Annotated in this window: 13 protein-coding genes, 3 pseudogenes and 1 riboswitch; of the genes and pseudogenes, 11 read left to right on the top strand and 5 right to left on the bottom strand. The window is 70.5% G+C overall.

Annotation, left to right across the window (positions count from 1 at the left end; genetic code table 11):
- Nucleotides 1-231 precede the first annotated feature (231 nt).
- Nucleotides 232-1,799 (top strand): annotated as a pseudogene (locus AS594_RS09245) (RNA polymerase sigma factor).
- Nucleotides 1,800-1,963: 164 nt separating this feature from the next.
- The gene (locus AS594_RS09240; protein WP_069926519.1) at nt 1,964-2,794 is read left to right on the top strand and encodes a S1 family serine peptidase; all 831 of its coding nucleotides are present in this window, start codon (nt 1,964-1,966) and stop codon (nt 2,792-2,794) included.
- 107 nt (nt 2,795-2,901) lie between these two features.
- Here AS594_RS09240 and AS594_RS09235 read toward each other — a convergent pair whose 3' ends face one another.
- Nucleotides 2,902-3,132: a DUF7455 domain-containing protein gene (locus AS594_RS09235; RefSeq protein ID WP_069926518.1), complete on the bottom strand. Its 231-nt coding sequence runs from the start codon at nt 3,130-3,132 to the stop codon at nt 2,902-2,904.
- Between the two features lie 429 nt (nt 3,133-3,561).
- Here AS594_RS09235 and AS594_RS09230 point away from each other — a divergent pair, with 429 nt between their 5' ends.
- The 4 genes and pseudogenes from AS594_RS09230 (at nt 3,562) to AS594_RS09220 (ending at nt 8,111) form a co-directional block, all read left to right on the top strand.
- Nucleotides 3,562-5,682: a DNA gyrase/topoisomerase IV subunit B gene (locus tag AS594_RS09230; RefSeq protein ID WP_069926517.1), complete on the top strand. Its 2,121-nt coding sequence runs from the start codon at nt 3,562-3,564 to the stop codon at nt 5,680-5,682.
- Nucleotides 5,683-5,838: 156 nt separating this feature from the next.
- A pseudogene (locus tag AS594_RS47905) lies at nt 5,839-5,948 on the top strand (DNA-binding response regulator); the annotation flags it as partial.
- A gap of 97 nt (nt 5,949-6,045) precedes the next feature.
- On the top strand, nt 6,046-6,522 hold the full coding sequence (locus tag AS594_RS09225; RefSeq protein ID WP_069926516.1) for a DUF485 domain-containing protein: 477 nt from the start codon (nt 6,046-6,048) through the stop codon (nt 6,520-6,522).
- The gene (locus tag AS594_RS09220; RefSeq protein ID WP_069926515.1) at nt 6,519-8,111 is read left to right on the top strand and encodes a solute symporter family protein; all 1,593 of its coding nucleotides are present in this window, start codon (nt 6,519-6,521) and stop codon (nt 8,109-8,111) included. The genes AS594_RS09225 and AS594_RS09220 overlap by 4 nt, the downstream gene beginning before the upstream one ends.
- A gap of 129 nt (nt 8,112-8,240) precedes the next feature.
- On the opposite strand, the gene AS594_RS09215 is transcribed toward AS594_RS09220, so the two are convergent.
- Nucleotides 8,241-8,924: a DUF7342 family protein gene (locus AS594_RS09215; protein ID WP_069926514.1), complete on the bottom strand. Its 684-nt coding sequence runs from the start codon at nt 8,922-8,924 to the stop codon at nt 8,241-8,243.
- Nucleotides 8,921-10,696, bottom strand: coding sequence for a sensor histidine kinase (locus AS594_RS09210; RefSeq protein ID WP_069933180.1), 1,776 nt, complete (start codon nt 10,694-10,696; stop codon nt 8,921-8,923). The genes AS594_RS09215 and AS594_RS09210 overlap by 4 nt, the downstream gene beginning before the upstream one ends.
- Nucleotides 10,697-10,841: 145 nt before the next feature.
- Here AS594_RS09210 and AS594_RS09205 point away from each other — a divergent pair, with 145 nt between their 5' ends.
- Entirely contained in the window at nt 10,842-11,918 is a 1,077-nt protein-coding gene (locus tag AS594_RS09205) for a CobW family GTP-binding protein (RefSeq protein WP_420877890.1), read from the top strand.
- A 43-nt stretch (nt 11,919-11,961) separates the two neighbouring features.
- Here AS594_RS09205 and AS594_RS09200 read toward each other — a convergent pair.
- Nucleotides 11,962-14,414, bottom strand: a pseudogene (locus AS594_RS09200) (DNA gyrase/topoisomerase IV subunit A).
- 214 nt (nt 14,415-14,628) lie between these two features.
- Between AS594_RS09200 and AS594_RS09195 the strand changes: the two are divergent.
- From AS594_RS09195 to AS594_RS09180, 4 genes are all read left to right on the top strand, one after another.
- The gene (locus tag AS594_RS09195) at nt 14,629-16,002 is read left to right on the top strand and encodes a M16 family metallopeptidase (protein WP_079144709.1); all 1,374 of its coding nucleotides are present in this window, start codon (nt 14,629-14,631) and stop codon (nt 16,000-16,002) included.
- A gap of 20 nt (nt 16,003-16,022) precedes the next feature.
- Entirely contained in the window at nt 16,023-17,390 is a 1,368-nt protein-coding gene (locus AS594_RS09190) for a M16 family metallopeptidase (protein ID WP_069930389.1), read from the top strand.
- 228 nt (nt 17,391-17,618) lie between these two features.
- Nucleotides 17,619-17,780: riboswitch (cyclic di-AMP (ydaO/yuaA leader) on the top strand.
- Between the two features lie 12 nt (nt 17,781-17,792).
- Nucleotides 17,793-18,617, top strand: coding sequence for a M23 family metallopeptidase (locus AS594_RS09185; protein ID WP_069935068.1), 825 nt, complete (start codon nt 17,793-17,795; stop codon nt 18,615-18,617).
- Between the two features lie 167 nt (nt 18,618-18,784).
- The gene (locus AS594_RS09180) at nt 18,785-19,483 is read left to right on the top strand and encodes a GntR family transcriptional regulator (protein WP_069933181.1); all 699 of its coding nucleotides are present in this window, start codon (nt 18,785-18,787) and stop codon (nt 19,481-19,483) included.
- Between the two features lie 197 nt (nt 19,484-19,680).
- Here AS594_RS09180 and AS594_RS09175 read toward each other — a convergent pair whose 3' ends face one another.
- Nucleotides 19,681-19,962: an HPr family phosphocarrier protein gene (locus AS594_RS09175; protein ID WP_069930388.1), complete on the bottom strand. Its 282-nt coding sequence runs from the start codon at nt 19,960-19,962 to the stop codon at nt 19,681-19,683.
- Nucleotides 19,963-19,980 lie beyond the last annotated feature (18 nt).

Here is a 19,980-nt window from a genome sequence, read left to right as displayed (position 1 = left end):
ATTTCGTACGGGGTGTGACTCGGACCACCCAGATTGGGCGTAACACTCCGCGGAACTGTGCGATGACCTAAGAGGTGACAGCCGAAGAGGGAATACAGCCGCCGAACGTGGCGCTGTAACCAGTCCGAGGTTCAACCTGCGCCGTCGGTACATCCCCCGCCGATGTCGTCGGTCGTGGCCCGAACTCAGGGCGAGGCCGAAAGCCGTTTCCATCGTTCCGAGAGGTTGTTCGTGTCGGCCAGCACATCCCGTACGCTCCCGCCGGAGATCGCCGAGTCCGAGTCTGTGATGGCGCTCATCGAGCGGGGAAAGGCTGATGGGCAGATCGCGGGCGATGACGTGCGCCAGGCATTCTTGGCCGACCAGATTCCGGCGGCCCAGTGGAAGAACGTTCTGCGCAGCCTGAACCAGATCCTCGAGGAAGAGGGTGTGACGCTGATGGTCACTGCCGCGGAGTCGCCCAAGCGCCCCCGCAAGAGCGTCGCAGCGAAGAGCCCGGCCAAGCGCACCGCCACCAAGGCCGTCGCGGCGGGCGCGCCGCAGCCGGCCACCGCCAGGACGGTCGCGGCGACAGCCGCTCCGGCCCCGGAGACCGTCGACGCCCTCGCCGTGGCCGAAGACGATGCCGTGGCCCCCGAGCCGGTCAAGAAGGCCGCCGCGAAGAAGACGGCAGCCAAGAAGACAGCGGCGAAGAAGACCACGGCCAAGAAGACGGCGGCCAAGAAGACCTCCGCCAAGAAGGACGCCGACGAGGCCACCGGCGAGGACTCCACCGAGGAGACCCCGGTCAAGCCGGGCGCCGACGAGGAGGAGGAGGGCGGCGAGAAGGGCTTCGTCCTCTCCGACGAGGACGAGGACGACGCGCCCGCGCAGCAGGTGGCTGTCGCCGGCGCCACCGCCGACCCCGTCAAGGACTACCTCAAGCAGATCGGCAAGGTCCCCCTCCTCAACGCCGAGCAGGAGGTGGAACTCGCCAAGCGCATCGAGGCGGGCCTGTTCGCCGAGGACAAGCTGGCCAGCAGCGACAAGCTCGCCCCGAAGCTCAAGCGCGAGCTGGAGATCATCGCGGAGGACGGCCGCCGCGCCAAGAACCACCTGCTCGAAGCCAACCTCCGCCTGGTCGTCTCGCTGGCCAAGCGCTACACCGGCCGCGGCATGCTCTTCCTGGACCTGATCCAGGAGGGGAACCTGGGCCTGATCCGCGCCGTCGAGAAGTTCGACTACACCAAGGGCTACAAGTTCTCGACGTACGCCACCTGGTGGATCCGGCAGGCGATCACCCGCGCGATGGCCGACCAGGCCCGCACCATCCGTATCCCGGTGCACATGGTCGAGGTCATCAACAAGCTCGCGCGCGTGCAGCGCCAGATGCTCCAGGACCTGGGCCGCGAGCCCACCCCGGAGGAGCTGGCCAAGGAACTCGACATGACCCCGAGAAGGTCATCGAGGTCCAGAAGTACGGCCGCGAGCCCATCTCGCTGCACACCCCGCTCGGCGAGGACGGCGACAGTGAGTTCGGCGACCTCATCGAGGACTCCGAGGCGGTCGTCCCGGCCGACGCCGTCTCGTTCACACTCCTCCAGGAGCAGCTGCACTCGGTGCTCGACACCCTCTCCGAGCGCGAGGCGGGCGTCGTGTCCATGCGGTTCGGCCTCACCGACGGTCAGCCGAAGACGCTGGACGAGATCGGCAAGGTCTACGGCGTGACGCGTGAGCGCATCCGCCAGATCGAGTCGAAGACCATGTCGAAGCTGCGCCACCCCTCGCGCTCGCAGGTACTGCGCGACTACCTCGACTAGTACCCGGCACGTACACCTGGGAGCGCGCCCAGGACGCACACCGCTCGGGCCGGGGGCCCGGAATCCCGTACGGGGGCTCCGGGCCCGCGGCTTTTCGCGGGTGCGGCGCGCAGGTCTCCGGCCGACGCTGGTGGTGCCATTGCAGCACCGAGCCAGGAGGCCGTATGCGTCGCTCTTTCGCCGGACCACTGACAGGGGCGCTGGCCCTGATGGCCATGGCCGTCGCGGCGCCAGGGGCCGCGGGGGGCACCACCACCCCGGACGGTGTCGTGATCGGGGGACAGCCGGTAGAGATCTCGCAGTCGCCGTGGGTGGTCGCCCTCTCCAGCCGTGACCGGTTCGGGGGTACGCGGGCGGGACAATTCTGCGGGGGAGTGCTGGTGGCGCCCGCCAAGGTGCTCACGGCAGCGCACTGCGTGAGCTCGGACGTACTGGGCGTACCGCTGGGGCAGGTGCGCGACCTGGCCGTCATCGCCGGCCGCGGCACGTTGAAGGGTACGGGCGGCCAGGAGGTCGCGGTGAGCGGTGTCCAGCTCAATCCGGCGTACGACGCCAAGAGCAACGCGGGTGACTTCGCCCTGCTGACGCTGTCGAGCCCGCTCTCCGCGGGTCACGCCATCAAGGCCGCCGGAGCAGGTCATACGGCGTACAAGGCGGGCACGGGTGCGGTGGTCTACGGCTGGGGCGACACGAAGGGCGACGGGACGTACGCGGACGAGTTGCGGGCCGCACTCGTCAAGGTGCTGCCCGACAGCGCCTGTGAGCGCGCCTACCCGGGGTACAACAAAGCCACGTACCGGGCGGACACGATGCTGTGCGCGGGTGACGAGAGCGGCGGCCACGACGCCTGCCAGGGGGACAGCGGCGGGCCGCTGGTGGCGGACGGCCGGCTGATCGGACTCGTCTCCTGGGGGAGTGGCTGCGGTCAGGCGGCCAATCCCGGCGTGTACGCACGCCTCTCGGCGGCGCCTGAAACCTGGGTGGCAAGAAACTGATTACGCTTGCAGCGTACGAGTACGGGCGGCCTTCCCCGGAAACCGGGGAGACCGCCCGTCGACCGGTTTGTGGCCAGCCTTTGGCTCGTCGGGAGTGCGAGGAGGGGTCAGCGTTCCTCGTCTTCCGGGGACGGCGGCGCGGGGGTCAGCCGGTCGGTCTCGTCCTGTATTTCAGCGGCGATCTTCTTGAGTTCCGGCTCGAACTTACGTCCGTGGTGGGCGCAAAAGAGCAGTTCGCCGCCGCTGGCCAGGACAACGCGCAGGTAGGCCTGGGCGCCGCATCGGTCGCATCGGTCAGCGGCCGTCAGGGGGCTCGCGGGGGTCAGAACAGTAGTCACGTCGCCTCTTCTCTAGCTCGACGAGCTGTCGTACCAGGGTCAACATCCAACCAGGCCGAAAACGTTCCCGCTCGTGGCTTTTCCTTGAAATTTCTTCCGAGGTGGCTGTCTGTTGCCGGTTAGCGGCGAAGGAGCCGTATTGCGTCGCTCTACGGTTTCGCGTCGGTTGGGTGTTTGCCCTCCCGGCTGGCTTGCCGGTTGTGATTGAGGACGTGCCCGGAGCCTAAATGGTTCATGCCTAGAAGGGAACGTGATGTCCACGTCACCCCTTCGAGGGATCGAACGTGCATACGACTCTGGACTAGCATGAGTTTTCCTGAGGGTGGCGTTACATCGGCTCTACCAGGCCTCGGTACCCTCTGACCGGCGACCCACGCCGGGCCCGTACCCCATCGGGACACATTTGAAATTCAGCGAGGAGCGAACCGCGTGACCGCCGAAACGTCCGTGCCGTCCACTGCGCTTCTGACCGGTGCAGACCGTGACGGTTCCAACTACACCGCGCGGCACCTCCTCGTACTCGAGGGGCTCGAGGCCGTCCGCAAACGACCCGGCATGTACATCGGGTCCACCGACAGCCGCGGCCTGATGCACTGCCTCTGGGAGATTATCGACAATTCCGTCGACGAGGCCCTCGGCGGCTACTGCGACCACATCGAGGTCGTCCTCCACGAGGACGGCTCGGTCGAGGTGAAGGACAACGGCCGCGGTATCCCGGTCGACGTCGAGCCCAAGACGGGCCTGTCCGGCGTCGAGGTCGTGATGACCAAGCTGCACGCCGGCGGAAAGTTCGGAGGCGGGTCCTACGCGGCCTCCGGCGGCCTGCACGGCGTCGGCGCCTCCGTGGTCAACGCCCTCTCCGCCCGCCTCGACGTCGAGGTCGACCGCAACAGCGCCACCCACACCATCAGCTTCCGGCGCGGCGTCCCCGGCATGTTCATCGAGTCGGGCCCCGACTCCCCCTTCGAGCCGGCGAACGGGCTGCGCAAGGGCAAGCGCGTCCCCAAGACGCGCACCGGCACGCGCGTGCGCTACTGGGCCGACCACCAGATCTTCCTCAAGGACGCCAAGCTCAACCTGGAGACGCTCTACCAGCGCGCCCGCCAGACGGCCTTCCTGGTACCCGGACTGACCATCGTCGTACGCGACGAGCGCGCCATAGAGAGCGAGGGCAAGACCGAGGAGGTCTTCCGCTTCGACGGCGGCATCAGCGAATTCTGTGAGTACCTCGCGCAGGACAAGGCGGTCTGTGACGTCCTGCGGCTGAGCGGGCAGGGCACCTTCAAGGAGACCGTGCCCGTCCTCGACGACCGCGGGCACATGACGGCCACCGAGGTCACCCGTGAGCTGGGCGTGGACATCGCGCTGCGCTGGGGCACCGGGTACGACACCACCGTCCGGTCCTTCGTCAACATCATCGCCACCCCCAAGGGCGGCACGCACATCTCCGGCTTCGAGCGGTCCCTCACCAAGACCGTCAATGAGGCGCTGCGCTCGGCCAAGCTGCTGCGCGTCGCCGAGGACGACGTCGTCAAGGACGACGCCATGGAGGGCCTCACCGCGGTCGTCACGGTGCGGCTGGCCGAGCCGCAGTTCGAGGGCCAGACGAAGGAAGTGCTCGGTACTTCGGCGGCCGCGCGGATCGTCGGCAACGTCGTCGCCAAGGAGCTCAAGACCTTCCTGACCTCCACCAAGCGCGACGCGAAGCAGCAGGCGCGCTCCGTCATGGAGAAGGTCGTCGCCGCCGCCCGCACGCGCATCGCGGCCCGCCAGCACAAGGAGGCGCAGCGTCGCAAGACCGCGCTGGAGTCCTCCTCACTGCCGGCGAAGCTCGCCGACTGCCGCAGCGACGACGTGGAGCGCAGCGAGCTGTTCATCGTCGAGGGAGACTCGGCGCTCGGTACGGCGAAGCTCGCCCGGAACTCCGAATTCCAGGCACTGCTGCCCATCCGAGGCAAGATCCTCAACGTCCAGAAGTCGTCCGTCTCGGACATGCTCAAGAACGCCGAGTGCGGCGCCATCATCCAGGTCATAGGAGCGGGGTCCGGCCGGACCTTCGACCTTGACGCCGCCCGCTACGGCAAGATCGTGCTCCTCGTCGACGCCGACGTCGACGGCGCGCACATCCGCTGCCTGCTGCTGACGCTCTTTCAGCGCTACATGCGGCCGATGGTGGAGGCGGGACGCGTCTTCGCCGCCGTGCCGCCGCTGCACCGGATCGAGCTGGTCCAGCCCAAGAAGGGCCAGGAGAAGTACGTCTACACGTACTCGGACAGCGAGCTCCGGCAGACGCTGCTGGAGTACCAGCGCAAGAACGTGCGCTACAAGGACTCCATCCAGCGCTACAAGGGCCTCGGCGAGATGGACGCGGACCAGCTGGCGGAGACCACGATGGACCCCCGTCACCGCACGCTGCGCCGCATCAACATCGGCGACCTGGAATCCTCCGAGCAGGTGTTCGACCTGCTGATGGGCAACGAGGTGGCCCCTCGTAAGGAGTTCATCACCAGTTCGGCGGCCACCCTGGACCGCTCGCGCATCGACGCCTGAGGCGGCGGCGCGGCGGCGCCGGGCTCCGCACAGTCCACCCGCGGGTGGAGCGCACAGCTCCACCCGCACGCCGCTCCACTGCGGCCCGCCCGGGGGCCTCTGGGCGGGCGTACGGCGCGGGAGTCTTCCCAGGGAGCCGCCGGCGTCGTACCGGTGGCCCACCTCAACAACCTCTTCGCCAAGGCGGGCGTCCGTGACCGGGCGCAGGCCGTCCGTACGCGGACCGGCACGGACTCGCACAGCCGCCGGGAACATCCGTCACCTGATGGGGTGAAGTGCGGGGATTGAAGAGTCCGGGATCTTCCCACTCTGTCCATCCTTGGGCACGCGGACAATTCGTTCGCGGACAAGGAGAGTTGTTCTGTGGAGAAGCAGGACGGGCGCGAGGCCGCGGCGGTGCGGATCGACGATCCCTGGTACGACGCGCTCGCCTCCGGCTGGGGCGAACTCGACGGCACGGGCGCCCCCGCGCCGCTCGCGCCGGCCGCCCCCGCCGGCCACGCGCCCGGCAACAGTGCCGCCGACATCTACCTGGAGGTCCAGCGCAGCGCCGCCTTCCAGGAAGTGCGCGGCCGCTACCGGCGGTTCGTCGTCCCGGCATCGCTGGCCTTCTTCTCCTGGTACGTCGTCTACGTCGTCGCGGCGACCACCGCGCACGAGCTGATGGCCCGCCCGGTCGCGGGCGCGGTGAACGTGGCGATGGTGGCCGGGCTCGGGCAGTTCCTCACCACCTTCCTGCTGACCTGGGCGTACGCACGGCACGCGCGGCTGCGCAGGGACCGCGCGGCGCTCGATCTGCGCTGGGACACCCAGGAACTGACCAGGGGGATCACGCGATGACCGGCGACCACCAGGCACTCGCGCTGCTGCTGTTCTGCGCGTTCGTCGCGGCGACCCTGGCGATCACGACCTGGGTGAGCCGCAACCGGCGTGGTTCGGCGGAGGAGTTCTACGCGGGAGGGCGACTGTTCTCGCCCATGGAGAACGGTTTCGCCATCGCGGGCGACTACATGTCCGCCGCTTCCTTCCTCGGCATCTCCGGCCTGATCGCGCTCTTCGGCTACGACGGCATGCTGTACTCCGTCGGCTTCCTGGTCGCGTGGCTCGTCGTGCTGTTCCTCGTCGCCGAACTCGTCCGCAACTGCGGCAGGTTCACCCTCGCGGACGTCGTCGCGGCGCGGATGCGCGAGCGGCCCGTGCGCATCGCGGCGGGAACTTCCTCGGTCACCGTGTCCGTTCTCTATCTGGTGGCGCAGATGGTGGGGGCGGGCAGCCTGGTCGCGCTGCTGCTGGGCGGAAGCAGCGAGGCCGCGCGCACCTGGACGGTCATCGGCGTGGGCGCGCTGATGGTGATCTACGTATCGCTGGGAGGGATGCGGGCCACCACCTGGATCCAGATCGTCAAGGCAGTGCTGCTCATGGCCGGTACGGTCACGCTCACCGTGCTCGTCCTGGTGCGCTTCCACGGCGACTTCAACCAGCTGCTGCTCTCCGCCGCCGAGCGCAGCGGCCACGGAAGGGACTTCCTGGCGCCCGGTCTCCGGTACGGCGGGGACTGGACGGCCCGCCTCGACTTCATCAGCCTCGGCCTCGCGCTCGTCCTCGGCACGGCCGGTCTGCCGCACATCCTGTCCCGCTTCTACACCGTGCCGACCGCGCGAGCCGCCCGCCGCTCGGTCGTCTGGGCGATCGGCCTCATCGGCAGCTTCTACCTGATGACCATCGTGCTCGGCTTCGGTGCGGCGGCGGTGGTCGGTTCCGACGAGGTACGGGAGTCCAGTCCTGCGGGGAACACGGCGGTTCCGCTGCTCGCGCTCGATCTGGGGGGCGGCGCGGGCTCCACTGGAGGAACGGTTCTCTTCGCCGTCGTCGCGGCTGTCGCCTTCGCCACCATCCTCGCGGTCGTGGCGGGGATCACGCTGGCCTCCTCGGCCTCCGTCGCGCACGATCTGTACGCCTCGCTGCGGCGCCGCCACGCCAGGCGGTACAGCGAGGTCGCGGTGGCCAGGGTGGCGGCGGCCGGGATCGGGGCCGTGGCCATCGCCCTCGGCCTGCTCGCCCGCGACCTGAACGTCGCCTTCCTCGTCGGCCTGGCCTTCGCGGTCGCGGCGTCCGCGAATCTGCCGGTGCTGCTCTACTCGCTGTTCTGGCGGAACTTCACCACCCGTGGCGCGGTCTGGTCGGTGTACGGCGGCCTGGTCCCGGCGGTGCTCCTGGTGCTGCTCTCGCCGGTCGTTTCCGGCAGCCCCGCGTCGCTGTTCCCCGGCGTCGACTTCCAGCTCTTTCCGCTGGAGAATCCCGGCCTGGTCTCGATCCCGTTCGGCTTCCTCGCGGGCTGGGCCGGTACGGCGCTGTCGCCCGAACCGCCGGACGAGGCCAAGCACGCGGAGACCGAGGTGCGCTCGCTGACGGGCGCCGGGGCGGTGTGAGGCCGTAGGCCGCCGGGGACCGACCGAAGCCTGACCGACGTGCCGTACGTACGGGTACGGGTACGCGTACGGATACGGGTACGGGTCAGGGCTCGACCGGGCCCGGACTGCCGCGGGCGCGCCCCGCGCTCAGCCGCTGCTGCTCGCCGTCCACGCGTACCGGTGCTCCGGGCGGCCGGTCTCGCCGTACTTGAGGCTGAGCCGTACACGTCCCGACCGCTCCAGCAGCTTCAGGTAGCGCTGTGCGGTCTGCCGGCTCATGCCCGCCCGTTCCGCGATCTCCTGCGCGGACAGCGGCCCGTCGGCCGTCAGCAGCACCTGCCGGACCAGTTCCGCCGTGGTCGGCGAGTGCCCCTTCGGGAGGTCCGGGGAGCCGGGCACCGAGAGGGCGCCGAAGATGCGGTCCACCTCGGCCTGTTCCGCCTCGCCACCCCCGTCGAGGGTGCGCCGCAGCGCCGCGTACGCCTCCAGCTTGGTGCGCAGCCCGGCGAAGTTGAAGGGCTTCACCAGGTACTGGAGGGCGCCCTGGCGCATCGCCGCCTGCACGGTGCCGATGTCGCGCGCGGCCGTCACCATGATCACGTCTGTCTGGAGGCCGAGCCCGCGCAGCTCCCGGACGAGCGCGAGTCCGTTCCCGTCCGGCAGGTAGTGGTCCAGGAGCACCAGGTCGACGTGGTGGGTGCGCAGGTGAGCCAGCGCGTCCGCGGCCGAGTGCGCCCGGCCGACGACATGGAAGCCCGCGACCTTGGCCACGTACGCGGCGTTGATCTCCGCGACGCGTACATCGTCGTCCACCACGAGTACGTCGATCACTGCGTCTCTCCCGCCGTGTCCAGCTCCGCTGCGTCCGCTCCCGCGTCCGCTCCGGCCGTCCTCGGGTCCGCTGCGCCGGCTTCGGCCGTCCCTGGGCCTCCCGCGCTGGCTCCGGCCGCCCCGTACCCGATGACCGCCCCCGCCTCGCTCAGCGTGGCGGGGGCCAGCGCCTCCGGCAGTACGACGGTGAACTCCGCGCCGCCCCCGGCCCCCTCGCCGACCCGGGCGCTGCCGCCCTGGCGTTCCGCGAGCCTGCGCACCATGGCGAGGCCGAGGCCGCGCTTGCCGTGGGCGGGCAGCTCCTTGGTCGACCACCCCTCGGTGAAGATCAGCTCCCGCTGCTCCGCCGGAACGCCGGGCCCGCTGTCGGTCACCCGCAGCACGGCCGCCCGCTCCCGCGCCCGCAGCTCGACCTCGATCACGGCGTCCGGGGACCCGGCCGACGCGTCCAGCGCGTTGTCCACCAGGTTGCCGACCACGGTGACCAGGCCGCGCGGGTCCACCAGCCGGTCCGGCAACAGCGTCGCGCCGGAGAGCCGCAGCGCGACCCCGCGCTCGGCCGCGACGGTGGCCTTCCCGACCAGCAGCGCCGCGAGCATCGGGTCGTGAATCTTCTCGGTGATCTGCTCGGCGGTGGCGCGGTGCACCTCGGCGGCCTCCGTCACGAACTCCACCGCCTCCTCGTGCATGCCCAGCTCCAGCAGCCCCAGCAGCGTATGCATCCGGTTGGCGTGCTCGTGGTCCTGCGCACGCAGGGCGTCGATCAGACCGCGCGTAGAGTCCAGCTCGCGCCCCAGCCGTTCCAGCTCGGTACGGTCACGCAGGGTCGCCACCGCGCCGCCGTCGTCGGTCGGCATCCGGTTGGTGACCAGGACCCGGTGCCCTCGCACGGTCAGCAGGTCGTCACCGGTCACCCGCCCCGCCAGTACGTCCGCCGTACGCCCCTTGCCGAGCACCTCGTCGAGCGGGCGTCCGGTGGCCTCGGCGCCGAGACCGAGCAGCCGCTGCGCCTCGTCGTTCATCAGCCGGATCCTGCCCCCGGCGTCCAGGGCGACGACGCCTTCGCGGATGCCGTGCAGCATCGCCTCGCGTTCGGCCAGCAGCGCCGAGATGTCGGAGAAGGCCAGGTCGTGGGTCTGCCGCTGAAGTCTCCGGGAGATGAGGTACGCCGCGACCGCTCCGACCGCGAGCGCCCCGCCCGCGTACGCCAGCAGCCCGGGGATGGCCGCGAGCAGCCGGGCGCGGACGCTGTCGTACTCGATGCCGACCGACACCGCGCCGACGATCCCGCCGCCGGTGTCGCGCAGCGGGACCTTGCCGCGGGCGGAGCGGCCGAGCGTACCCTCGTCGATCTCCATGACCTCGCGGCCCGCCAGGGCCTGGCTGGGGTCGGTGGAGACGACCCCGCCGATCTGGCGCGGGTCGGTGTGGGACCAGCGGACACCGCGCTCGTCCATGATCACGACGTACTCGGCGCCGGTGGAGCGCCTGATGCGCTCCGCCTCCGCCTGCACGGGTCCGTCGACGGCCGGCCGCGACCTGGCCACCGCGTCCGCGAGCCGCGGCTGGGCCGCGGTCGTCTGCGCGATGGAGAGCGCCCGGCGCATCGCCTCCTGGTCGAGCTGAGCGCTCAGCGGGGCGAGGAAGAGGCCGGTGACGAGCACGGTGACGCCGGTGGCGATGGCCAGCTGCATCAGGAGCACCTGCGAGAAGACGCGCTGGGGCCAGCCCAGACGCAGTCGTCTGCCGGAGGTGGTGGATGCGGCGCTCATGTCTGTGAACGGTAGAGCGCCCGGCACACCTTTCCGAAATCCCGCCCTCCGCCTCCGTGCGGCTTCCGTGGCCGTCGGAGCGCCGGCGGTGCCGAATATCCTGGGGCGGCCCCTTCCCGGACCAAGAGAAAGGCCCCTGGTGAGCGTGGACAGGAAGCAGATCCCGGTCATCGTCCTCGCGGGATTCCTGGGTTCCGGCAAGACCACCTTGCTCAACCACCTGCTCGCCCGCAGCCGGGGCACCCGGATCGGTGCGATCGTCAATGACTTCGGCGCCATCGAGATCGACGCCATGGCGGTCGCCGGGCAGCTCGGGGACTCCACCGTCTCACTCGGCAACGGGTGCCTGTGCTGCGCCGTCGACGCGAGTCAGCTCGACGAGTACCTGGAGAAACTGACCCGCCCCGCCGCCCGTCTCGACGTGATCGTCATCGAGGCGAGCGGTCTCGCGGAACCGCAGGAACTCGTCCGCATGATCCTTGCGAGCGAGAACGAGCGGATCGTGTACGGCGGGCTGGCCGAGGTCGTCGACGCAGTCGAGTTCGACGCGACGCGGGAGCGTCACCCCGAGATCGACCGGCATCTCGCCGTCGCCGACCTGGTCGTACTGAACAAGACGGACCGGGTGGGGGAGGAGCGGCTGGGGCGCGTCCTGGACACCGTCCGGGGTCTGAGCGGCTCCGCGGCCGTCGTCCGCGCGGCGTACGGGCGGATCGATCCGCAGCTGCTCTTCGATCCGGCGCAGCGGCCGGACGCCGAGGAGAAGGTCCGCCAGCTGTCCTTCGACGACCTGCGCGGCGAGGACGACACCGACGCGCACGCCTGCGGCGACGAGCACCCGCACGCGGCGTACGAGAGCGTCTCCTTCAGCTCCGACAGGCCCATGGACCCGCGCCGGCTCATGGAATTCCTGGACGCCAGGCCGGAGGGGCTCTACCGGATCAAGGGGTACGTCGACTTCGGCCCGGCCGATCCGCGCAACCGGTACGGGGTGCACGCCGTGGGCCGGTTCCTGCGCTTCTACCCGGAGCCGTGGGGGCGCGACGAGCCGAGGACCACCCAGCTCGTACTCATCGGCTCCGGGACGGACGCGGGCGCCCTCGCCAAGGAGCTGGAGGCGTGCCGCACGAGCGGCCCGCCCAACGGCCCGCAGGACGCCCCCGCCGCTGCCGACGAGCACAGCATGTGGGGCGTCCTGCGGTACGTACAGGGCGAGGGCTGACCGCCGGGGCGTCCGGGAAGGGATGCCCCGGCGGTGCCCGCGGCTAGACCGGGCCCGCCAGCGCCGCCACCGGCGAGGGCAGCGGGGTGCCCGAGCCGTCGCGGCGCGGGTCCTGCTCCGGCAGCTCCACCGGTGCGCCGTTCTTCGCTGCGGCACGCGCCGGAGCGGCTCCGGCCCAGGCCAGCAGGAGGATGTCCTCGCCCTTGAGGAACCGCTGGCACCGCACGCCGCCGGTGGCCCGGCCCTTGCGCGGGTACTGGTCGAACGGTGTCAGCTTCGCCGACGTCTCCGTGTCGCCGAGCAGGGTGCCGGCCGTCCCGGCCACCGTGAAGACCACGGCGTCCGCCGCCGGGTCGACCGCGGTGAAGGAGATCACCTTGGCGCCCGCGGCCAGCTTGATGCCCGCCATGCCGCCCGCGGCCCGGCCCTGCGGCCTGACCTGCCCGGCCGGGTAGCGCAGGAGCTGGGCGTCGTCCGTGATGAAGACGAGGTCCTCCTCGCCGGTGCGCAGCTCGGCCCCGCCGACGATCCGGTCACCGTCCTTGAGGGTGATGACCTCCAGCTCGTCCTTGTTGGCGGGGTAGTCGGGCACCACCCGCTTGACCACGCCCTGCTCGGTGCCGAGCGCGAGCCCCGGTGAGGACTCGTCGAGCGTGGTGAGGCAGATCAGCGTCTCGTCCGGCTCCAGCGACAGGAACTCCGTGACCGGCGCCCCGCCCGAGAGGTTGGGCGCGGAGGCCGTGCCGGGAAGCTGGGGCAGGTCGATCACCGCCAGTCGCAGCAGGCGGCCGGACGACGTCACGGCGCCCACGTCGCCGCGCGCCGTGGCGGGCACGGCCGAGACGATCACGTCGTGCTTGGCGCGCCGGGCGTCGTCCATGGCGAGGGGCTCGCCGTTCGCCGTACGGGCCAGCAGGCCGGTCGACGACAGCAGCACCCGGCACGGGTCGTCCGCCACTTCCAGCGGCACCGCGGCGACCGGCGAACTGCCCGACTCCAGCAGCACCGTGCGCCGGTCGGTGCCGAACTTCTTCGCGACCGCGGCCAGTTCTGCCGAGACCAGCTTGCGCAGCTCGGCGTCCGACTCCAGGATCCCGGTCAGCTCGTCGATCTCGCCGGTGAGCCGGTCGCGCTCGGCCTCCAGCTCGATCTTGTCGAACCTGGTGAGCCGGCGCAGCGGCGTGTCCAGGATGTACTGCGTCTGGATCTCGCTCAGCGAGAAGTGCTCGATGAGCCGCTCCTTGGCCTGCGCCGAGTTGTCGCTGGAGCGGATGAGGCGGATGACCTCGTCGATGTCGAGCAGTGCCACGAGCAGGCCGAGGACCAGGTGCAGCCGGTCGCGGCGCTTGGTGCGGCGGAACTCGCTGCGGCGGCGTACGACCTCGAATCGGTGATCGAGGTAGACCTCCAGCAGCTCCTTGAGGCCCAGCGTCAGCGGCTGGCCGTCCACCAGCGCCACGTTGTTGATGCCGAAGGTCTCCTCCATCGGCGTCAGCTTGTAGAGCTGCTCCAGGACGGCCTCGGGGACGAAGCCGTTCTTGATCTCGATGACCAGGCGCAGACCGTGCATGCGGTCCGTGAGGTCCTTGACGTCCGCGATGCCCTGGAGCTTCTTCGACGAGACCAGGTCCTTGATCTTCGCGATCACCTTCTCCGGGCCGACGGTGAAGGGCAGTTCGGTGACGACGAGGCCCTTGCGGCGCGGCGTCACGTTCTCCACGGTGGCCGTCGAGCGGATCTTGAAGGTGCCGCGGCCGTTCTCGTACGCGTCCTTGATCCCGCCGAGGCCGACGATCCGGCCGCCGGTCGGCAGGTCGGGACCGGGCACGAAACGCATCAGCGTCTCTAGATCCGCGCCGGGGTGCTTGATCAGGTGCCGGGCGGCGGCGACGACCTCGCCCAGGTTGTGCGGCGGCATGTTCGTCGCCATGCCGACGGCGATTCCGGACGCGCCGTTGACCAGCAGGTTCGGGTACGCCGCCGGAAGCGCGACGGGCTCGCGCTCCTGCCCGTCGTAGTTCGGGTTGAAGTCGACGGTGTCCTCGTCGATCGACTCCGTCATCAACGACGTGGCGTCGGCCATCCGGCATTCCGTGTACCGCATGGCGGCCGGCGGGTCGTCGTTGCCCAGCGAGCCGAAGTTGCCGTGTCCGTCGACGAGCGGCAGGCGCATCGAGAAGGGCTGCGCCATGCGCACGAGCGCGTCGTAGATCGACGCGTCGCCGTGGGGTGCAGCTTGCCCATCACCTCACCGACGACGCGGGCGCACTTCACATAGCCGCGGTCGGGACGCAGCCCCATCTCGTTCATCTGGTAGACGATGCGTCGGTGCACCGGCTTCATGCCGTCGCGGGCGTCGGGCAGCGCTCGCGAGTAGATCACCGAGTACGCGTACTCGAGGAAGGAGCCCTGCATTTCGTCGACGACGTCGACATCGAGGATCTTCTCCTCGAACGCATCGTCCGGCGGCGGGGTCTTCGTGCTGCGGCGGGCCATCGCGGCTGCGGCTCCTTCGCGGTTCTGTAGGGCGAGTTCTTGGGTCTGATGCCGACCATTGTGGACCTGCGCACTGACAACGCCGACCTCGACCCGTCCGTAGCGCCTACTCGGGCGTTCCCTGAGGGCGTACACCGGCCGGGAACTTCGCCAGGTGTCCGTGAGCTTGCATACAGTGGCAGGACTTCTCCATATCGCGATCGAAGGGACGTACATGCCCATGGGTCACACGGCCACAGCGCAGGCCGGTTCCGGCGGCCTGACAGCGACTGAGCACCGGCTGGCCAACGGCCTGCGCGTGGTGCTCTCCGAGGACCACCTGACCCCGGTCGCCGCGGTCTGCCTGTGGTACGACGTAGGTTCGCGCCACGAGGTCAAGGGCCGTACGGGCCTTGCTCACCTTTTCGAGCACCTGATGTTCCAGGGCTCGGCGCAGGTCAAGGGCAACGGTCACTTCGAGCTGGTGCAGGGTGCGGGCGGTTCGCTCAACGGCACGACCAGCTTCGAGCGCACGAACTACTTCGAGACGATGCCCGCCCACCAGCTGGAGCTGGCTCTGTGGCTCGAGGCCGACCGGATGGGCTCGCTGCTCTCCGCGCTCGACGAGGAGTCGATGGAGAACCAGCGCGACGTCGTCAAGAACGAGCGCCGGCAGCGGTACGACAATGTCCCGTACGGCACCGCCTTCGAGCGGCTGACCGCGCTCTCCTACCCCGAGGGCCACCCGTACCACCACACGCCGATCGGCTCCATGGCCGACCTGGACGCGGCGACCCTGGAAGACGCGCGCGCCTTCTTCCGTACGTACTACGCGCCCAACAACGCGGTGATCTCGGTCGTCGGCGACATCGACCCCCAGCAGACCCTCGCCTGGATCGAGAAGTACTTCGGCTCCATCCCGTCCCACGACGGCAAGCAGCCGCCGCGCGACGGCACGCTGCCCGACATCATCGGCGAGGAGCTGCGCGAGGAGATCCGCGAAGAGGTCCCGGCCCGCGCGCTGATGGCCGCCTACCGGCTGCCGCACGACGGCACCCGCGAGGCCGACGCCGCCGACCTGGCGCTCACCGTCCTCGGCGGCGGCGAGTCCTCCCGGCTGCACAACCGCCTGGTCCGCCGCGACCGCACGGCCGTCGCCGCCGGCTTCGGGCTGCTGCGCCTGTCCGGCGCGCCCTCGCTCGGCTGGCTGGACGTGAAGACGTCGGCCGGGGTCGAGGTGCCCGACATCGAGCGCGCCGTCGACGAGGAGCTGGCCCGTTTCGCCGCCGAGGGCCCCACGCCCGAGGAGATGGAGCGCGCGCAGGCCCAGTTGGAGCGCGAGTGGCTCGACCGGCTGGGTACGGTCGCGGGCCGCGCCGACGAACTGTGCCGGTACGCCGTCCTGTTCGGCGACCCGCAGCTCGCCCTGACCGCCGTGCAGCGCGTCCTGGACATCACGGCCGAGGAGGTCCAGGCCGCCGCCGAGGCCCGCCTGCGCCCGGACAACCGCGCGGTCCTGGTGTACGAGCCGACACACGCCGCCGACGCGGCCGACGACACGACCACCGCCGCCGGTGAGACCGCGACGCGGGAAGGAGCGGACAAGTGACCGACACCGCAGCCGTGACCATGAAGTTCCACCCGCAGCCGCAGGCCGGCACCCCCACGCCGTGGGCCTTCCCCGCCCCCGAGCGCGGCTCCCTGCCCAACGGTCTGACCGTGCTGCGCTGCCACCGGCCCGGCCAGCAGGTCGTGGCCGTCGAGGTCTTCCTCGCCGCCCCCCTGGAGGCCGAGCCGGAGGGCCTCGACGGCGTCGCCACGATCATGGCGCGCGCCTTCTCCGAGGGCACCGACAAGCACTCCGCCGAGGAGTTCGCGGCCGAGCTGGAGCGCTGCGGTGCCACGCTCGACGCGTACGCCGATCATCCGGGTGTCCGGGTCTCCCTGGAGGTCCCCGTCTCCCGGCTGCCCAAGGCACTCGGCCTGCTCGCCGACGCGCTGCGCGCCCCCGCGTTCTCGGACAGCGAGGTCGAGCGGCTGGTGGCCAACCGGCTCGACGAGATCCCGCACGAGACGGCCAACCCGTCCCGCCGCGCGGCCAAGCAGCTCTCCAAGGAGCTCTTCCCGGCGACCTCCCGTATGTCGCGGCCGCGCCAGGGCACCGAGGAGACGGTGCAGCAGATCGACTCCGCCGCCGTGCGGGCCTTCTACGTGGCGCATGTACGCCCCGCGACCGCCACCGCCGTGATCGTCGGCGACCTCGAAGGCACCGACCTGGACGCCATCCTGGCCGACACCCTCGGCGCCTGGAAGGGCGACGGCGCCGAGCCGCGCCCCGTACCGCCGGTGACCGCCGACGACACGGGCCGTGTGGTCATCGTCGACCGCCCGGGCGCGGTCCAGACGCAGCTGCTCATCGGCCGGATCGGTCCGGACCGGCACGACCGCGTCTGGCCGGCCCAGGTCCTCGGCACGTACTGCCTGGGCGGCACGCTCACCTCCCGCCTGGACCGCGTCCTGCGCGAGGAGAAGGGCTACACGTACGGCGTGCGCGCCTTCGGCCAGGTGCTGCGCTCCGCTCCGGACGGATCGGGCGCCTCGATGCTGGCCATCAGCGGCTCCGTGGACACGGAGTCCACCGGCCCGGCGCTCGAAGACCTCTGGAAGGTGCTGCGCACCCTCGCGGCCGAGGGCCTCACCGACGCCGAGCGGGACGTCGCCGTACAGAACCTGGTGGGTGTCGCGCCGCTCAAGTACGAGACGGCCGCGGCCGTCGCCGGCACGCTCGCCGACCAGGTCGAGCAGCACCTGCCGGACGACTTCCAGGCCCAGATGTACGCCCGGCTCGCCGAGACGGGCACCGTGGAGGCCACCGCGGCGGTCGTCAGCGCCTTCCCCGAGGACCACTTGGTCACGGTCCTCGTAGGGGACGCCTCGCGGATCGAGGAGCCCGTCAGGGCGCTCGGCATCGGCGACGTGACGGTGGTCAGCGGCTGACGAGTCGACGCCGCACCGACCGCACGATTCCCGCGAAAACGGGAGATAGAGGGACCTCGGGAGCCGAAAGGCTGCCGGGGTCCTTCTCGTATGTCCGTTTTGTTGCGGAGGTTGCCTGTCTGGCCTGTGGGGTGCGTTACAAAACACCGTGTCTGTTTGGTGATTAAAAGATGTCCCGTTTAGCGTCTGTCCGGCTGTCCGTCAGCAGTGAGCCGCATCCGTGGCACCGGGCAGCCATCGCCGAGTCCCCGTCAGGCGCGAGCCTGGGGAGCCGGGGACCCAATCAGTCCCTGGGGTGAATCGGATGTCCTGCCGTACGGCAGGGGTCCGTAGGAGACCTTCCTGCTCCGAACCCGTCAGCTAACCCGGTAGGCGAGAAGGAAGGAAAGGACCAGCCACTTCATGGCGTTCACCCGTGCCACCGGGAAGCACCGTCGTCCGAGCCGCCTGACGCGCACCGGCGCGAACATGGCCGGCGTCGCCGCCCTCGCGACCACCGGCGTCATCGGAGGTCTGACCTCTCCAGCCCTCGCCGCAGACACCGGCATCAGCGCCGACGCCGTCCAGGACACCGGCCTGACCCAGGCCATCGTCATCGGCGACTCCCTGGCCGACCAGATCGCCGCCCAGGCCGAGCAGCAGAAGCAGCTCGCCGCCAAGGCGGAGGCGGCCCGCAAGGCGGAGGCCGAGCGCAAGGCCGAGGCCAAGCGCAAGGCGGAGGCGAGAGCCAAGGCCGAGGCCGAGGCACGGGCCAAGAAGGAGCGCGAGGAGCGCGCGGCCGAGGAACGCGCCGCCCGCGCGGCCGAGCGCAAGCGCCTGGGCAGCTACACCCTCCCGGTCGCCGGTTCCGTCGTGACCACCGGCTACAAGACCGGCGGCAACCTCTGGTCCTCCGGCAGCCACTCCGGTGTCGACTTCCGTGCCGCGTCCGGCAGTTCCGTCGTCTCCGTCGGTGCCGGCACCGTCGTCGAGGCCGGCTGGGGCGGGGCGTACGGCAACAACATCGTCATCCGGATGAACGGCGGCACGTACACGCAGTACGGCCACCTGTCGTCCCTCGGCGTCTCGGTCGGCCAGAGCGTCACCCCCGGCCAGCAGATAGGCATCTCGGGCTCGACCGGCAACTCGACCGGCCCGCACCTGCACTTCGAGGCCCGCACGTCCCCCGAGTACGGCTCCGACATGGACCCGGTCGCGTACCTGCGCGCGCACGGCGTGAACGTCTGACGGTCAGTCGTACGGAAGGCCCCGGCCCACCCGCCGGGGCCTTCCTCATGTCCAAAAGCAGTCCATGAATTCCGGCCTCCCGTCGGAAATCGCGGAATGCTGCAATAGAGTCACCGAACAGGCGTCGGTCGACCGCGTTTTGCGGGGATCAAGGCGGAGGTTCGGTCATGCGCGTTCCCGCGCAATCGGTATGCACGGCAATCCGTGACGACATCGTTTCCGGTGTGTTCCCGCGCGGCAGCAGGCTCACCGAAGAGCTGCTGGCGCGCCGTTACGGCGTCTCCCGCGTCCCGGTGCGCGAGGCGCTGCGCACGCTGGAGTCCGAGGGCTTCGTCACCACCCGCCGGCACGCCGGCGCCTGCGTTGCCGAGCCGACCGAGCAGGAGGCGGCGGACCTTCTCGAGGTGCGGACGCTGCTGGAGCCGCTGGGAGCCGCCCGCGCCGCCCAGCGGCGCACCGAGGCGCACCTCAAGGTGTTGCGCGGCCTGGTCAGGCTGGGGCAGGAGCGGGTCCGCCGGGGCCAGGGCGAGGATCTGCGCTCCCTGGGCGGCTGGTTCCACGAGACGCTCGCCCAGGCGTCGGGCAGCCCCGGCCTCACCGCCCTGCTCACGCAGCTCAGGCACAAGATCGCGTGGATGTACGCCGTCGAGCAGTCCGCCCGCCCCGCCGAGTGCTGGGCGGAACACGGGGCGATCGTCGACGCCGTGGCGCGCGGGGACGCCGAACGGGCCCGCGCGCTGACGGCGCTGCACACCGAACGGGCGGTGGCGGCGCACCGGCTGCGGCAGCCGGGTGCTCCGAAGCGCGAGCAGGAGCGCGTGAGGACTTCGCAACATGCCGAAAACATCGTGAGCGGCCGCTATTAACAGGCACGCCGTATACAAAGAGAGTTGAATTCAGGGGGGCCTTATTGTGCTGCCCGGATTTCCCGCCCCGCGCCTCCGCATATAGCGCGTACAACGAAAAGAGCCGCGGCGACCCAAATTCGGGATGCCGCGGCTCCTCCGCGAGAAGTCGCCCGTCCGCCGGTCGGCCCAGTGGGCCGTCCCGGGGGTACGAGTGGTCAGACGGTCTCGGGAAGCTCGTCCAGGCCCTCGGAGACCAGCTTCGCGAGGCGGTCGAGAGCGGCGTCCGAGCCGTCGGCCTCGGAAGCGAGCACGATCTCTTCGCCACCCTGCGCGCCCAGGCCGAGCACCGCGAGCATGGAGGCGGCGTTGACCGGGTTGCCGTCGGCCTTGGCGATCGTCACGGGGACACCCGAGGCGGTCGCGGCGCGAACGAAGATGGAGGCGGGTCGGGCGTGCAGGCCTTCGGCCCAGCCGACGGTGACACGGCGCTCAACCATGGTGTTGCCCTTCATGTT

This window comes from Streptomyces agglomeratus, from assembly GCF_001746415.1.
GTDB classification, from domain to species: domain Bacteria; phylum Actinomycetota; class Actinomycetes; order Streptomycetales; family Streptomycetaceae; genus Streptomyces; species Streptomyces agglomeratus.
Note: the sequence above shows the minus strand (reverse complement) of the source record. Positions and strands in the feature narration are given on the sequence as shown.

What these genes read in the sequence shown, in the direction of transcription:
- AS594_RS09240 (WP_069926519.1), top strand. Translation starts at nt 1,964, where the DNA reads ATGCGTCGCTCTTTCGCCGGACCACTGACAGGGGCGCTGGCCCTGATG.
- AS594_RS09220 (WP_069926515.1), top strand. Translation starts at nt 6,519, where the DNA reads ATGACCGGCGACCACCAGGCACTCGCGCTGCTGCTGTTCTGCGCGTTC.
- AS594_RS09210 (WP_069933180.1), bottom strand. Translation starts at nt 10,696, where the DNA reads ATGAGCGCCGCATCCACCACCTCCGGCAGACGACTGCGTCTGGGCTGG.
- AS594_RS09195 (WP_079144709.1), top strand. Translation starts at nt 14,629, where the DNA reads ATGCCCATGGGTCACACGGCCACAGCGCAGGCCGGTTCCGGCGGCCTG.
- AS594_RS09190 (WP_069930389.1), top strand. Translation starts at nt 16,023, where the DNA reads ATGAAGTTCCACCCGCAGCCGCAGGCCGGCACCCCCACGCCGTGGGCC.
- AS594_RS09185 (WP_069935068.1), top strand. Translation starts at nt 17,793, where the DNA reads ATGGCGTTCACCCGTGCCACCGGGAAGCACCGTCGTCCGAGCCGCCTG.
- AS594_RS09180 (WP_069933181.1), top strand. Translation starts at nt 18,785, where the DNA reads ATGCGCGTTCCCGCGCAATCGGTATGCACGGCAATCCGTGACGACATC.
- AS594_RS09175 (WP_069930388.1), bottom strand. Translation starts at nt 19,962, where the DNA reads ATGGTTGAGCGCCGTGTCACCGTCGGCTGGGCCGAAGGCCTGCACGCC.